We start from the raw sequence: 16,927 nt of genomic DNA, 5'->3' as shown, positions 1-16,927 counted from the left end.
CAGCTGCGCTCGGGGGAGATCGGATCCCTTGTCGCGCTTCAGCAGAAGATCCGCGAACATGCCGAACGGATGCGTAGGCAGTTTGATACCGAACCGCCGCGTGGACTGTTCGACGGTGTCAGCACGACTATGGTTCACAGCGCGCTGCAGTACATCACCGCAGACTCCGGGATCGATAGCCACGCCCGCCTGACCGTCATGATCGATCCCAGCTGGGAGGCCGAGGACGCACAGGCGATCGCGGAACGCTGTGCCCAACTGGTCGAACAATTCGACGAACGTCCGGTGCGGGCGGAGATCGGCGTACTCCTCACCCAGGCCGCACGTGATGCTCGGGCCGCCCGTAAGGGCGCAGGTGATCGTCTCGTTCTCGAAATCTTCGACCGCCGCCTGAAAGTAGCAGTCTGGCAAGGGGTTCCGCGCGAGACCGGTTCAAAGCTGGTGTCGCATAACTCTACGGTCGCGCGTCTCGAAGAGCCAATGACGCCGGAGCAATCGACCATCCTCGCAATTGCTCTCGAACAGTTGTGGCGGAAGCAGCTTGACGCCGGCTTTGCGCCTGTGGAGGAGAATCCTGACAATTACGCCACGCTCGACCATGCGCGGAATGAGTTGGAGCGACTCCGTTCAGGTGACGTTAACGCCGACTACATCGCAGTTGGTGAACTGCTCCTGCGCGGGAATGACCAGAATGAGTCAGGTGAACAGGCGCATGCACGTGCAGTGCTGCTGGCCGAGTGGTGGGCTTCGTTGTCTGAGGACGCGAAGACGGCGGTGACACGGTTACGCCCCGGTCCTGTCGCCGACAGGAACATTCAAGGTGTCGAGTCGACGATGGCGGCGGCATTCGTCCCCGAAGAACCCGCCGCGGTGACAGCGCCGACCGAGCGTAATGCGGTCCGCCACATTGATGTTCGCGCGACGGCAGCGTTGTCGTCAGGGGTATGGGTCAAGAGCATCGTTGAAGCTGCGATCCAGCAGACCGAGGACCGACTCTCGAGGTTGCCGGGTTCGGTGCGTCTGCACCGCTTGTCGATGACGCGGGAGGCATTGGCTGGTCGGGATAACCTGGCGGTGGGAGTGGGGGAGGTCGATCAGGCCAGTCTGATCTTCGTGCGCGTGCTGAATCGCGACACTGGTCTCAGTGCGTTCGGGCGTGCGTTGAACTCGGCCGCCGATGATGTGCTGTCTATTCCAAGTGAGTCGACGGCATCCATAGTCGTCTTGGTCGACCGCGCGTCGACGGCGGGGATGGTGGGGCAGTGGGTGGCCAACCTCGTCGGAGATCTCCTCGACGATCGTTCCTCGCGTTCTGATGCGCAGGTTGTGCGGGAGGTTTGCTTTATCGGGGAAGGGAATGGGGCTCATGCCGTCCCGTATGTGATGGCGGACGAGCGGCTGGCCCAATACGTAGATCGATTGCGAGACAACAGCCTTGCGGCCGATACCCGCGGGTGCGTGCGATTCGTGCTCGCTGCCGCGGCAGACCGGCATGCGGGTGAAATCGATCTCTCGAAGCTGGATGTGGGTGCTGACCCGAACCACGCCAACGCGGTAAGCGAACTGGGGGTTTTCCCGTTCCGTGTGCAGGACGCTGCCGGGGCCAAGTTCCATTGGTTCGGTGCGTGGATCGAGGTGACATCCGACCTTCGCCGATTGGGTCCGGACGCGGACGCCATCGTGGCGTACTGGAAGCCGAATACGCAGCAGCCGCTGAATTTGTCGGCGCTGCGGCGAGGCAGCAGCCATCTGATCTACCTCTACCACGATCCGCAGACCCACGACCTGATGGTGCGCGACCCGCTGGTCGACAACGGCAACGCGTTCACCTTCAACGCCGACCTCATGCCAATCGGCGTGGTGAAGACCGCCATCATCCGCGACCGGGGCCGGGTACAGGAATTCGGAGGTCGCGCACTACTGCCGATGTTCCCTGTCGCCGGTGACATCGACTCACCCAGAGGTCCTGCGGGACAGCCGAATTCGCCCGTGCCCCGCCCTGCGGAGTCCATCACTGACCTGAGTGATGCAGCCGCGGCTCAGATGCGCGCAGCGTTCGATTATGCCGTCGATTTGCGGGAGTACGCCGGCGGGGAGATTCGATGGATGGCGGGCAAACTCGGCATTCAGTTGGCCGAGGAGCCATCGGTCGAGGAGACGTTGGCAGTATTGCGGGATGCGGCCGCCGCTGCGGAGGGTTGGGATTGGTTGGGGCCGGCGATCACTCGCGCTGAAGCCGACCTAGAACTCGCCCAGGCTCAAGTACGTCATTTCGGTGCCTTCCTCAACACTTCGCTGGATAACGCACTGTATTCGGGCTGGCGTGGCGCTGGGATCCAGCAGGAGACCGTCGTGCGAGCGTGCGCCAGTGCTACAGGTTGGCGAAACCGCCTGTTTCGTCAACTCGGTCTGATCAGCGAGCAGATCGCCCCACTGCATGCATATCTGGCCGAACATCCTGATGCGCTGGCGGCTGAAGAAATCGATACGACGCTGCAGACGCTGCGTGGATTCGACCTTGCACCGGAGGCGGCACGGGCTGCCCAGAAGTTCGATGCTGTGGCAGCGATGTTCGGCTATGCGGCCGGGCTCGCCGGTCGGCTCGACGCCCTCGCAAGTCGATTGCAAACGACACTGCACGCCGCAGCGAACATCGATGTTGCTGACCAGCAGGCATACGACCGCGCCCAGCGTGTGGCAGAAGTGCTCAACACCATGCTGCGCGACACGCCGCCGGAGGATGTGGCCGTCGAAGTCGCTCGTGCGTGGGACTTGCTGGATATCGAAGACCGCCAGGCCTACCAGACCGTCTACCCCCGGGCACTGGAGATGCGCCTCGATCTCCACGGTCGTGCGCCTGCGTTCGGTGAATCAGAGCGGGATGAAGCCGCCCACGCCGTGCACTCTCAGGAACATGCGCGGTGGATGGCGCTAGCCGAGCGCGAGCGATTGATCACGGTGATCCAACGAAATCCACTTCTACAAGTAGTGGACGATCGCCGAGATTGGGTGCCCCCGAAGGTGCGTGCTATCGAGACAATCCGGACCGCGGTGGAGTGGACACAACAACTGTTGGCTGACCAGCCTGGCGTACCGGTACACAAGCTCTCGATGCCTCCGGAAGCATTGGACGGCCTCGAAGACATGGTCCTAGGGGTCGGGACGCTCGGCGGTGCCGGTCATGTGATGGTGCAGGTGTTGCACGGTGCGGCAGGTCTCGGTGCGTTGGAACCAGTGTTGACGCTTGCGGCCGAGCACGTCGCGGCTCAACCGCCGCAGACGATGGCGTCGATGGTGGTCATAGTCGGGCACGCTGCGGATGCCACCATCGCGGGCCGTCGACTGGCCGAGCATGTGGCAAGTCTGATCGAAGTACGGGACGATCGCGCGTTACGACAGCCCGACGCACACGCTCTGACGCAGATTCACCTGATCGGCCACGATCCCGCTGCCCAGAACGCGATTACCGAAGCGCTAACCCATGAACGGCTCGGACGGCACCAAGGGCGAGTGCAGATCGTATCGGCAGAGAACGTCGGCACGAAGTCGGTGCGTGCCGAAGCATCCAACATCGACAGTCTTGCCGCTGCCGGGACGCAGAAAGTCAACGAGCCGCCGTTCATAAAGGAGCTGGAAAAGCTCACCGATCTGGTATACGAAGAATTTGAAAACGTCCGGGCCTTCCGCCATAACGTCGGTGACGAGGCCGCTAGGTTGGCCACCGAACTCGGTATCACGCTCGACTCCGAACAAATGGATGTGCCGGCTGCTTTGTCGCTCATCGCCGATGCGGCGCGCAGCGCTGGACGACCCGATGTGCTGGAGCGCATCCCGTTCCTGACCTCGGAATGGGATCTCGCTCATGCAGCGGTCCATTATCTGGGCGGGGCGTTGGCCGATATGTTCGACCAACAGCTGGAGCGCCCCGAGCATCGACCCAATGGGTTGCACGAGCTGAAGTCGGCCCGCGGACTGCAGCGACGCACGGTGGAATGGCTGCGCCACCTACACCAGCTGGATTCGACGCAGCTACCTACAGAATCCGCAGGCACGATTGCGGCAATGGCCATTGCAGCTAAATATTACGAGGCCGCCTGGAAACTTGTCCGCGCCGTCAACGCCGAACTTCAGAATTTGCACGACATTCAGCAGGCTTGGTCGGATCAACAGCCACACACCAGCAATTCCCAGGACCACCAGGCAGTGCTGGCGCAGGATGTACGTCAGTTGATCAGCCGGGCCCTGAATGATGCGTCGAACGATGCCGAAGCGGCCACGGCGGTCGCGGAAGTCTGGGATTCGTTGGACACTCCACGACGCGACGCCTACGTCGCGCACCACCTCTCCACGGTTGTCTTCGATCGCGCCAATCGTCCTCGCGTGGCTGGCTTCCCCGCCGCAGCACTGGACGCGATAGCCAGGGCGCAGCTGTCCGAGCGGGTCAGGAAATTGATGGTGCAGTTCCAGCGCGATGACATTGTCGCGTGGATGGACCAGAACGTCCTGCTCGACCACAACACGACTCCCGCCCCATCGCTTACTCAGGAGCTGTGCGACAAGCTAATCACGGTGCACGAGGCGCTCGAGCATGCCCAGACGCTGGCGGCGAAGCTGCCGAGTCCGCCGCCGATCCATCTACGGCCGGTCTCGAGGCAAACGCTGAACGGGCAGGGTGACGTCGCCGTCGCGATTGGAGATATTGATGTCGCCAGCGAAGTATTCCTTCGCTTGCCCGGACGCGATTCCGACTGGGCGTCGCTGAAGGAAGAATTGGCTCGTGGAGTCAACGACGTCGCACGGGTACCCGGCCACAGCGTCGCCTCGCTCGTAGTGGTCGGCCCGGTGGACGCCACTGTGCTGGTGTCGGACATCGTGAGTTTGCTCGAGGTTCGTGACTATCGCGCGGACGAAGGAGTGGGGCCACCGTTGTCACACGTCGTCCTGATCGACCGTGGTGACGCGGCCGAGATGGCCTCGAATATCGTCTCCGACTATCGACTGCCCGACGCAGAGAGCCGGATTGTTCTTGTGTCAGAACAGGAGGTACCCGCCAACCCGTCGATGGCCGACGACGACTCGGCGGAACATGACAACGACTTTCCCGAGTTGCCCGCCGGGTCCGAGGCCCTCACCCACATGTGGCGCCACGGATTTGGCGATCTTCTACGGGATTTCCGTTTATCGGTCGTCCAGGAGCATCCGGATGAAGTGGTTGCTGCCGAGGAAGTTCCGGCGCGCTGGCGCAACCTCGCGAACAATATCCGTCTCGTCAGGAATATCAGCGCTATCACCGCACACCGTGAACAGGCGGAGACGACACCCGACGACGGAGAAACGCCGTGGCTGAGGTACTTGACCGGTGTGAAGTGGCTCCGCGATCAGATGGAAGAACAGGCCGGAGCGCTGGCTGTGCAGCTGCCGGTGCACCTATTGGTGCTCTCCGACCAGGATTCGCTGCAATGGAACGTGGCGATATCGCTGGGCGATATCAATCTCGCCGATACCCTGCTGGTGCACAAAGTTCCGGTTGATTGCCCAATCAGCGGCATGGCGACGGTCGTCACCTCTGGCATTGAGCGCCATACCGATTGGGAAGCGGACGGGGCTGGCGGTTACACCGCCACTCTCATATGGCGCGGGTACGACGAGGAACGATTGGTCAAGCTGTTGTCGGCTGGGGGAGTGGTCGGCCGGCAGTCGATGCCGCAGGTGATCGTGATCGAGTACGGCACCGATCAGGCAGTGCCGAAGGCATTGGACGGGACCGCCGAATTCAGGACCCCGAGCATGTCGGTCGTCACGCACGATGCCCAGACGGCGCACATGCTCAACGGCGCACCCTACTACTGCTATCGCGAAGGGTTCGCCTATCTCGCCCAGGTGCTGGAACCTGGCGTGATCGGTGACATCCCTGAAGATGCCGCGCACTTTCTGGGTATCGACAGCCCCGTCGTGCGCGAGATCTCGGGTGGACATTGGCTGCCTCGGGTATTCCGCACGGATTGGGACCTCGGGTTGACCGCTCGTGACAAGGCCGCCGCCTTCCTCACCGAACTCGGGCCTGGATCAATCCTGTTGCTCGTGGACCATTACGGCACCCATCAGCCTGGGAGCCCCCAAAACCACCTTTGGGTGATGGAATATCCGCCCCTGACGACTGAAGGAGAGCAGACGACCACCGGTGTCGTCGAGCGAGAAGACTTCTCGCACATCGTCGTTCGCGATTGGACGGAGGTGCGACACGCTTGGGCGGGATGGATCCGCCGCGCTACCGACGACCCCGCCCGACCGTATGTCCGAGGCGAATGGCTGATTGATGTCCCCTATATCGCTGGGATTGCCTATGCGAATGGGCGACCGGTGATGCCCATCGCGCCGGGACAGGAGTCGATACCTGGTGACAATGCTCCGGAAGGTCTGGTCGGCGGACGCCGCAGCAAAGGCGATGGCGAGCCGGACACAGCGCAAGCCTTGATCGAGCTGGCGTTGAAGACGGATCCGCAGTGGGTACTCGATGCGATGAAAGGCCTCGAACCCGACGAGCAACGCTATGCGATCAAGCGCTATTTGCGTCAGTTGTTGCATGACGATCCGAGCCGCGGCCTTGATGCGCAGGCCGACCTCAGTGATGACGAGGTGCCCGGACTGGCACTGCGGACCGATAAGCACCTGCTTGAATTGATGCGAACCGTTCATCATCGACACGCTGCGAGGTTCGTTGATGAAGTATGGACGCGTCGTGGCCCCTCGCACTGGGATGTGGCTCCCAGTTTCGTTGGAGAGCTTGACCTTAATCTGCCGGATAGCCCGGCGAAACCAGCCTCTATTCAGGAGATTCTGAATCCATCGCCGTCGGCGCCTTCGGCGCCGTCGAACCCGGTGGATCGGGTCGATCTCCGCGACCGATTGGGCGGTGGCCCGGCGGTTGAGTCGGTGCCACAGCACCGCAAGTTGGATGCCCGCGGCAGTATCGCTGAGCGCCTGAGCGGTACAGGCAGACATGCGGTGGCCGAAGGTGGTGCTGCCTTCGTCGCGCCCGATACTCACAAGCCCGAACATCAATGTGTAGACAGGGCGTTCGACGATCTGCAGCGACGCCAAGGGCCTGTGCTACGACCCCTCGAAGTTCCGTTGGTGGGATTGCAGGAGCTCACGTGGGAATATCTGCGGTCACGCTATTGGGATGTCGATCCGGCACTGTTCGATGACCGTGAAGGATCGTTCGGTGCGGCGCGCTTGACCGACGCAATCCTTGCGCTGGTCGAGAAGGCGCACGCGGAGAAACGACCCGTGACGATCACCGCCGTGGTCTTGGCGCGGCACCCACAGTTCGAGAACTATCCCGACGGCCACCTGTTCACCATGACCTATCTGGGCGGGCTGGAGGTCGGTGAGCCACTCTTCGAAGTCGACGGCAGAGAAGCGGTCGTGGGATTCGACCGAGAGACTCACCAGGTGCTGTTTCGCGTCGGAAGCGAGCCATGGCAGACATTGGCGCAGCTGACATCCGGCCGAGACGAACCGACCGAGATCTGGGCCTACGTCTACGAACGCGACACCGGTACCAAGAACGGCACGCTGATCCCCGATCTCGGCAGGGAGCTGGGACTCGAAGACCTCAGCAAGCGTGTACCCCCACCGCCCGAGATGAAGATTGGCCGCGACAAACCGGGCGAGGTGCCCGCGCAATTGCGCAGCGTTGCCATCGGTGCCACGGCAGTGCTGGAACCCACTCGCCTGCAGGTAATGCAGGACGGTGCAGAGCGTGCCGCCGCCTACGGGTGGGCTGCCCAAATCCGGGTGGCGGCAGCGCAGAACAGCCCCACCATCGAAAGCCTGCTGGAAATCACCAGCATCGCCGCGGCCGAAGGCGCCCTCGAGGCTGCCGGCGGTATCGAGTTGGGTGATTGGGCAAGAGTCGTAGACGGTCGCGTCGTCATTGCCGCACCTTCGGATCTGGACAGCCCAGACCCGTTACTGAATGAACGCGTACAGAGTGACCTCGAGCGCGCGGGTGTTCTGGTCGAGCGCTACGAAACGAACGCTGATGCTTCTGGTGTCGTGCACGTGCGTGACATCAGGATCGGTGGTTCGGCGCCGGAGCCGGGGCTGTCGTCCGGGGTGTTGCTGCAAGCGCGTTTCGATCAGCTGCTCGCTGGCAGTACCCACACGGGTGCCAAGCACCGCAAGCCATCGTCGGAGTGGGAACCGGTCGGCGATGAACAGGTCGAACAGCATATTCCGATGTCTTTGCAGACCGAGGTCGCAGTGTGGTCCAAGCGCCTCGAATATGCAATCCGATCACGAACAGATCATCTCGATGAGGTGCGCAGGAATCGTGGTGATCTGGTCGACACCGAATGGGGAGGTCGTGATCTTGACGAAGTGATGCGCGGCGAACTCGCGCACGATCGTGCACTGTCCGACGCGATCGATCGCGCGCGAGTGCACGCGGCGGCGGTTGCGGCCCGAGGCTTGCAAGCAGATGGATCTGGAGAGCGCCTCGGTGACTGGGCACAGTTGATCGACGATGGGCATCGTCGACTGGTGATTTATTCGCCCTTCGCCAATCCCGACGAGGTGATCGACCTCGAGCCCACGTTGCTGCAGACCCTGGCGCAGCAACGCATCGCCGAGATCGAATTTGTCGCCGTTTCCGTCGAAAAAGGGCAGATACGCCGTAGGTCTCTGCGGATGGCGACCCCCTCCGAAGAACTCAGCGCGACTGTCGAACCGACAAGTGAACCCACCCTCGCGCAGGCCGCCGAGGTGATCGGCACTCCTCTGCACGCCGCAATGAGTGGCTTCACCGAACTCCTCACCGAGCACGGGGTCATTTCGGCGGTTACCGTGGCCAGCCACGGCGAGGACCTTGCGGTGACGCTCGACGAACTCATTGAGGACCGCCAGATCACCGCCGCGTTGCTGGCCGAAGCCGATCTGAAATGTGCCACACTGGCAGACGATTTGGCGATTGCGGAGCCTTCCATCGAGTTGCGTCCGGATAATCGGCGCGACACCTTGGATCGGTTGCGGCAGCGATCCGGCGGTGCATCCCGGTTGCTATCGGGCGCCGGCGGCGATGCTGCCGAATTCGACGAAGATCCCGACTCGGCCGGTGATAGCTGGGTGTCCTCGCTCACCGCTGATCTGGAAGCCGCACTCGAAGAGCGCGACGAACTGCATGCGCACCTGGCCGGCGTCGAATGGAAGATCGCGGAGCTCGAGGGTCCAGGGATCGACCCCGACGAGGTGCTGCGCAACGCATGGTTGCGGGCGGAGCAAGATGGGCTAGCCGCGGCGCGCGCAAGCGCGGTCCAGCGTGGAGACACCTGGCGGGCTATTCAGAATGCCGTGGCAAACGACCTCATAGCTGCTGTGCCCGATGTCAGGGCTTTGTTCGATATCGCCGACAGCATCGACGCTCTCGACGAGCATTTGGGCAGGCTCGCCGACCTCATTCGGGCGGGCGAGCATGACACCGGCGAGTTGGCGGCCGCGAGAGCCTCGGCCATGGTTGTGCGAGAACAGTGGCGCGCGCGGTGGTTCGACCTGGCCGGTCGCTGCGGCGTGGACACACCCGACACCACCGGCGGTTACCTCGACGTGATGCCACACCAGGTACCACAGCTGCTGGGCTCGCTCGACAAGCAGATCGATCAACTCACCCAGGAGATCGAGCATCTCGACGAGCTGGCGGCCGGAGACGCAGCCGCATGGCAACTGGCGATCGAGTCCACCGGCGCGCGTCCGGTCACTGATCGTGTCGGAATCGCGTCGGGCTCGCGGATAGTCGTCGTGGGACCGCGTCCCGACTCGACCGGCTCGTCGCGAAAACACGATGCGGCATTGCTCGATGCGCTCGCCGTCGACCCGGACAGCGGGCAGCCCGTGCACCCCGAGGTTGCGAATGCGTTACGACAGCCCGGGGCGCGTATCGAGTACAAGCAGCTCGTTCTCGATGCCGCCAGCCCGGTGCGAGCCGAGGACATCGCCTCGCCGACGCTTCGGCGGTTCCGCACACCTGCGATCGAGACCCGCGTGTTCGGACTTACTCATCGCAGAAAAGTGCTCGAGCACACGCGATGGTTCAGCAATGGGAAGTGGCATGGCCTAGACGGCGGTGAAACCTCCACTGCCTCCGATGAACTCGCTGCCCCTGACCCACAACTTCGAGCCGAGATGAGGTCGGAACTGCGTGAGTTGCAGTTCCGACGCGAGGAATTGGCACGTCTGCTCGGTGTCGATCCGAGCGATCTGCAGGCGGGTCAGCTGGGATCGGTGGACACCACGATCGCGAGCTTGCATCGCCTGGCGGTGATCAGGGATGCGGCGTCGCAAGTCGAGCAGGCCGAGGCCGCTGCTGAGCTGTACGACGATCGTCGGGCCGGTCTGGGCGTGCTGGTATCGGAGTCGACTCGACCGGTGACCCGGCAGGTTGGCGTCCGGATGGGCGAGCGCCCACTGATCCTCGTGGTCGGTGCACGCGGCGAGGACGAAGTCGACTTGGATCGGGCGTTGGCTGAGGCGTTGGAGAACGACAGCGCCGTGGCCGCGGCAATGAGCCGACCCGAAGCCAGGGTTGAGTACCAGCGGGTGACTATCGGCGCCGACGGCGGTACCCGCGTCGACGCATTGGCATCCCCGTTGATGCGGAGGATCGGCACCGGAATCGGCGCTGACGGTCGTCGCGCGCCGATGCTCCTCACATCGTGGCGCGACGCTGTGGGCGAGTGGCACAACCTCGAGGAAGTCGCGAAGCCGACCATCAGTGAACACAGACGGCCTGCACGATTCCCGGAGACCAGCAGCGCCTGGTGGGCAGCCTTCGATCGACGGGTCGCGCCGTTGAAGTATTCCTGGGAGGCAACGCCCTCAGGAGAAGCGATCCCCTCGGGGTACACCTCCTATTCGGTACAGCCTGTGTTCGACCAAGCTGCTTGGATTTTCGAACATCCCGAACCAGGCCACCGATTCGACGCGTCATTCCCCCCGAACCCCTATATGGTCAGTCCGCGATTCGCTGTACCGCCGGAACTCGAGCACAGTGTCGAGGAACAGGCGATCGGGCCTGACGTGTTCTACGTTTCCCGATGGATATCGATAGGGTCCCGCGCCACCAAACACGTGTGGACTCGCACACTGCTGAACCAGGTGCCGAGGGTTGGTCATTGGGTCCTGAAGCTGACCAGCCCGCTGTCGGGGGTCGGGCTCGACAACGCCACCTTGTTCGGCAGTCAGATTCCGATCGCTCGCAGCATTCGCCGGTACCCGTGGTTCGGTGGGCCACAGCGCAATCCGGAGCCGATGCACGCGCCGCTGGATTTGAACGACCTCCACCACGGCCCACGCCAGGAATTGAGCGAAGGCCAGGCGGACAGGACGGCCGCCAACCGAGCGCGCTGGCGCCAGGTACAGACGTGGGCCGAATGGCAGCGCAAATCGTTCCTGAAAGACGGCAATGACGTCGAAGCGATAGCGGACCACCTCCTATCGAAGACCGGCTGGTACTCGATGTTCCTGCCGGCGGATGGGTCTCGCTGGATGCGGCTGGCCGACGGCACCGAATGGGCGCGAGTGCCCGAGGGGCCGCGAGGATCGTTCTCGTCCTGGTCTCGGGTCACGGAGACAACCCGAGACTGGCTACCCGACGCGTCCTGGTGGTTCAGAATCCCCGACGGTTGGGAACTCAAGCGCAGTGCCTTCGGCAGCATGCTCGCTCGCCAGGACGCGGGTAGCGAATGGACAGCGGGATCGGCGCTGCCGATGCCATCGCGTGAAGCACTGATCGGGCGCATCACGGATCTCAAGAACTTCATATTGCGCGACGAGCACAGGGTGCGGGATCACCGTCAGGGCCGCAGCGTGCTGGCACGTTTCGCAGCCATGCCCGACGTGATGGAGGCATGGCAGCGGTTCGCCGAAGGAGTCCCTCGGCCAGAGGACATCACTTTCATCGCCCGGATGGCTTCTGTCCGTGCACATCTCGCGGTACACCCCGAAGACGATTGGCAGGTCGCGGATTCAGAAGTCACGAGAGAACTCGGCCTGGACTGGGACAAGGTCCGCCCGCAGCTGTCGGGCTGGCGAACCGGCATCCGATATGCGCCCGAACCACTTGCGCCCGACGAGCTCTCGATTGGACAGTTCTTGCCGCCGCTGCCGACCGAACAGGCTGCGGTGCGGCGTCGGACGGTCCCCGACCGCCAAACCGAGTACCGGAATGCGCATCCCGGAGCCACTGAGCTCGAGGCGCGTGTGCAGGGCGGCTTCCGAGCCTTTACCGAAGCGGATGCCCGCGCGTCGGGTCGGCCTCAGCCGCGTCGTCGTCGTCCGACGCGCCAGGCACGAGAACTCGCTCGGGAACTGCGTGAAAGCCGACGAGCACTCGATTACATCGCCTCACGATCGACCCAGGATCCCGAGTGGCTTTCGCAAGAGCACGAAGACACCGCCGCGGAGCGATTCAGGCAGGCGCACGAGAGGTGGCGCCGAACACCCGAAGGCGACCTTGTCTTCTCGCAGAGCCAGCTCGTCGCAAACACCGCGTTCCGGCTCGCGGGTAGCTTCCGCGAACAGCCGCTCTCACCTGAAGCCCAGCGTCGGATCCGAAGCTTGATCGAGCATCGCACGCTGCTGAAGGACCAGATTGCCATCGCTGAGGCGCATCTCGCGGCCGCTCAGACAACGGGTCCCGACACCGTCGAGGCGGAGGTCGCTCGCGACGCGCGCAACTATCTGCGGCGCCAAACCCAAACTGTCGCCGAGGAGTTGGCAGATCATGCCGAGCGGGACTATTTGGAATCGCAAGGGGCCCAAGTGGTCTCCGTCAGCGAACACAGAGACGGGCAAGAACACCGCTATCGCGTAGGCATGATCGCGCATCCGGAGCGCCCCGTCATCATCGTCGTGCATTGCGGACGTTCGGTGAATGGTCAAGCGCCGCACCATCGGGTTCTCGATCTGGCTCTGTCCGAGAGTTCAGTCCTGCGGGAGATGTTCGAGCAGGGTGCTGATCTCCAGTTCAAGCAGGTCGTCGTCGACCACAACGATCAGGTATCCGTGGCCGATCTGCTCCCGATCTCGACTCGCGATGACGATGGCCCTTCCCGCTACAGTCGGCCGGATCTGCGTGAACAAGATCCCGCGCTGTCGTATCTCCGCAACGGTCCTCAGTACTGCGGTGGAAATGTTGTCCTGCTGGTGCACTTGTTCACCGGTCGTCACGACATCGGACTGTTGAATACCGGCCTGGCCGCCGAGATCAGCCCGCGGCGACTGGCCAAGGCCGTGCGCGGACACTGGCACCCTGGCGGATACGTTTCGTTCGATGAGGCAATGCGTTCCCTACAGGGACATCCTGGAGACTTCCTGATCGTTGCCTACCAGCATGAGACCGGAGCACACGTCATCGGCTTCCGCAACGACGGCGACGACACTCACGACCGCTTCCGGGTCTACGAAACAAGCGATGTGTCGATGCTGCTCGCGCCACAGGACTACGAGGACTGGTCTCAGCCCACCGACGTCAGCGGCATATTTGGAATCGATTGTCGGGACGATCAACCCAAAGGTCTTTTGCACGCTGCCCTTTCGGGCCTGTCACGGATATCCAGTACTGCAGGACAGGACTATCCGACCACCCTCATCGGCCGTCGCGCCGACGAGCCGGGAACGCCTACCAGTCCGGAGCCGGGTAGCCCATCAGCGCAGAGCGAAGACGGCCCCCACGATGAACCCGACGAAGGGGGAGGGGTTGCAACCCCTGACGACCCGACACCTCAGGACGATGGCCCGACAGGCGGGGTAGTCGCCGCTCCTTTAGACGAGGGCACCGACCTGACGCAGACTCCATTATCGGATCGACTTGCTCCGGGCTCTGGCCGCCGTCGGCGGACACCGCCGAGTGAGGCCTATGTACGAGCAGCGCTAGCAAGGGACCCACAGCGGGTAAATGCCGCGATTCGTGGGTTGCCGCGTCAGCAAAGGGTATTCGCTGAACAATTCTTTCTGCAGGACCTGCCACTGGATCTCATCGAAAAAATGACCGTTCAGCACAGGGAAGCGGTTAATCAGACCCGTGTTCGAACGATTCGTCGGCTGAGGGCTGTACTGGAAGGTAAGCATCCGACGACGTCGGAAATAGGTAGAGGGTCCGCCGAGCTTGAGGTCCGTGATGCGGTTCGACTGCGCCGGGCTGCCGTGGAACAAGCCATCAGCGAGTTGACTCAGAAATCGCAACAAAGCTATGCCAAAGATCATTTCCTGAATGGCATTTCGCGCGAGGATTTCGGCGTCCGTACCAATCGCAGTACAGATTCGATGAATGAGCTTCATTCCCGCACTTCCCGAAATCTGGCGCGAATTTTGGCGGCTATTTCAACCTCGGCGGGCGAGAAGCCGGATGATGAATCAGGATCGGATATCGATAATGACTCCGATCATCCTGCCCTCTGGGGCCATCGTGTATTGGACCTTCTTTCGTCGAGCCACGGCAGGTCGGTAGCGATTGTGACCGAGTTTCGGCGACAGGAAGGGCTGGCAGGCGATGACAACAAGGGGATAGGCCGAATCGCCGGCCTTGTCGAGCGCTTGACTCCGGCTATGCGCAGAGTGGTCGAAGCATGGATTGCTGATCCGGATGAGGGATTGCATGCTGCCGCGACTCGTATGGGATTCAGTGTGGCCACTGTGGAGGTATATAGGCGCCGTGGTTTGGCCGAGATTGCAAATTCGATATTGGCGGAATATGGTGAGGAATTTGTTTCACGTACCGAATACGAGGTAGTTAAGGCTGCCCTCAACAGGGAATCTGAGAGTGACGGACCAAATATTGTTGCTAGGTTGGCTGTCCGCTTTTTGTTGCCATCAGAGTACAGCTATTTTCAGTCAGTGGTTATCGAGGGGGTGTCGGTCGACCAGGTCGCATCAACTGCCGGTGTGCGCACGGATGCTGTTCGGTGGGATCTGAAATTAGCGCTCCGTAAGTTGGTCAGGGCCTTGGAGTTGCACCAGGGAGCCTACAGTGCTGTGAACGGGACTGCTCTGTGGGCTCATCCCGCATTGGATGTTCTATCGCCGAGTTCTGGTTGGTCGATGGCGCTCGTGAAAGAGTTTTGGCGACAGGAGGAGTTGTCCGGGGGTCGTAAGCACGCGCTTGAAAGACTATCCGAAATAGTTGAGCGCCTGAGTGGGGGTGATTTGAGGGAAGCTATCGAAGCATGGATTGTCGATCCGGACGAGAGGCTCGATGTTGCCGCCGCTCGTATGGGGATCAAGGCTAGCCTACTGAGCAATCGCAGAGCGCGTGGATTTTCCGAAGCGGCCGGGTGGATCTTGGTTGAATGCGGTGAGAAGTTAATCTCGCGTACCTCATATGAGATAGTCGCGACCGCTATTTCGGAGCATGATGATGCGGCCAACCGTTTTCTGAGTATGGCTGCCGATATTTTGTCACCTGCGGAGCTTCGCTACTTCACGCTGGTGGTGCTTGAGAAGATGCCGATCAACCTGTTGGCGACCGCTGTAGACGTGAAAGCGAGCAAAATTCGCAATCGTCTTCAGATAGCGCTGAATACGTTGGCGGCGCGGGTAGAGAGTGATACGACCGTCAGCAGTGACGGAGGGGCGACACAGGCAAGCACGGGGGTGGCTGTTATAGATGCGGACTTTGATATCGGGATGTTGATCCCGTTGGAACGCGACGAACAGGTGGATTCGCGCGGTGCGTTGGCGATGTGGAATCGTGCGCGTGAGGTCGGGCGTATTGCTGGCCTGGATGCTCCTGCCGATACGAGGTTGGCGGAGGACGTGGTGCGGCTGGTGTCCGCCCTGTCGCGACGTGGTGTTCTACAACCGACGCCGGGCTCTGACATCGAGCACTGGTTTGCCGACATGGCGGGGCGGATGGCGCGTGCGGTCGTCGTGATGAGGCGGGTCCTGACTGGTGTGCACGAAGTCGAGCATGCCGGCATCCGACCGTTGCTCCGAATCCATGCATCGCTGCCGAGGGGTACCCAGCATCTGTTGGATCTTCGATACTGGCGACGCCAGCCAGTTGAGCTCGTGGCCAGGCGGCTAGGCGTGTCGGCTCGGGATGTCGAGGCAGCAGAATCAGCCGTAATCAGGCGGTATTTGGACTTGACGGGTGTCGGCACTGCATCCTTGGAGGCGGGGAATGACGCCGATTTGGCGGGTACGGCAACTTGGCATAGTCCGGCGGAGCCGACCGAGGACGATCGCGTACGTACCCTGCTTGCGGAGTTCATAGCGCAGGCAATCGGTGTCGGAAGCGCTGATGACCAGCCACAAGTCCGCGGCATCGTGGAATATCTGTGTGGCCACAGTCGAGCTTTGGACGGCGTCACTCAGCCCACTTCAGTACCCGACGAAATCCGTGCTCGTCTGCAGGGCATTGCGCCGGATCATCTGGCTGATCGTTTGGCATGGAACCTCGTGTCTCCCGGCCGCATTTCGGCTGTGCGGCAGCGGTTGTCGGAGATCACCGCGGCAAGGACGGTCACTCGTGAATTCATGCCAGAGGCCACTACTGCGCTGACCACCACCGACTCGGGTGAGCATGGCGCCGGGGACGTGGCAGTGTCAGCGGAGGAAGGCGTTGGGCCGGTGTCGGATGCCGGTAGGCCCAATGAGGGAGTGCTCGAGGCCGAGCAGAAGCTCGCTGCGGCTAATGGCAGCCTCGAAGGGTGGCGGAACATCGCTCAAGCGGTGTCCTTCAGGTTGGAAATGCTGCCACTGTCAGATCCGGGCCAACTGATCGAAGCTGATACGCCGGCGGCCGTTCATGCGGTTGCGATTGAGTTGGCAACCCAGCTGGATCGACTTGGCCTTCTGGATGACGAAACCACTCTGCTGTTGGGCTCCGCGGCAAAGGCTTTCGGACAAGGGTTGAAAGCCCGCACTGCGG

Annotated in this window: 1 protein-coding gene (running past both ends of the window); it reads left to right on the top strand. The window is 62.2% G+C overall.

This entire window lies inside a single protein-coding gene on the top strand: locus VMT40_RS31920, encoding a WXG100-like domain-containing protein. The 44,490-nt coding sequence extends 10,404 nt beyond the window's left edge and 17,159 nt beyond its right edge, so the window shows coding positions 10,405-27,331, spanning codon 3,469 (complete) through codon 9,111 (partial); the first codon wholly inside the window starts at position 1. Both codon boundaries (start and stop) fall beyond the window edges.

This window comes from Nocardia sp. CDC160 (assembly GCF_035818795.1).
Classification (GTDB): Bacteria; Actinomycetota; Actinomycetes; order Mycobacteriales; family Mycobacteriaceae; genus Nocardia.
This window is presented reverse-complemented; position numbering and strand designations above follow the sequence as displayed.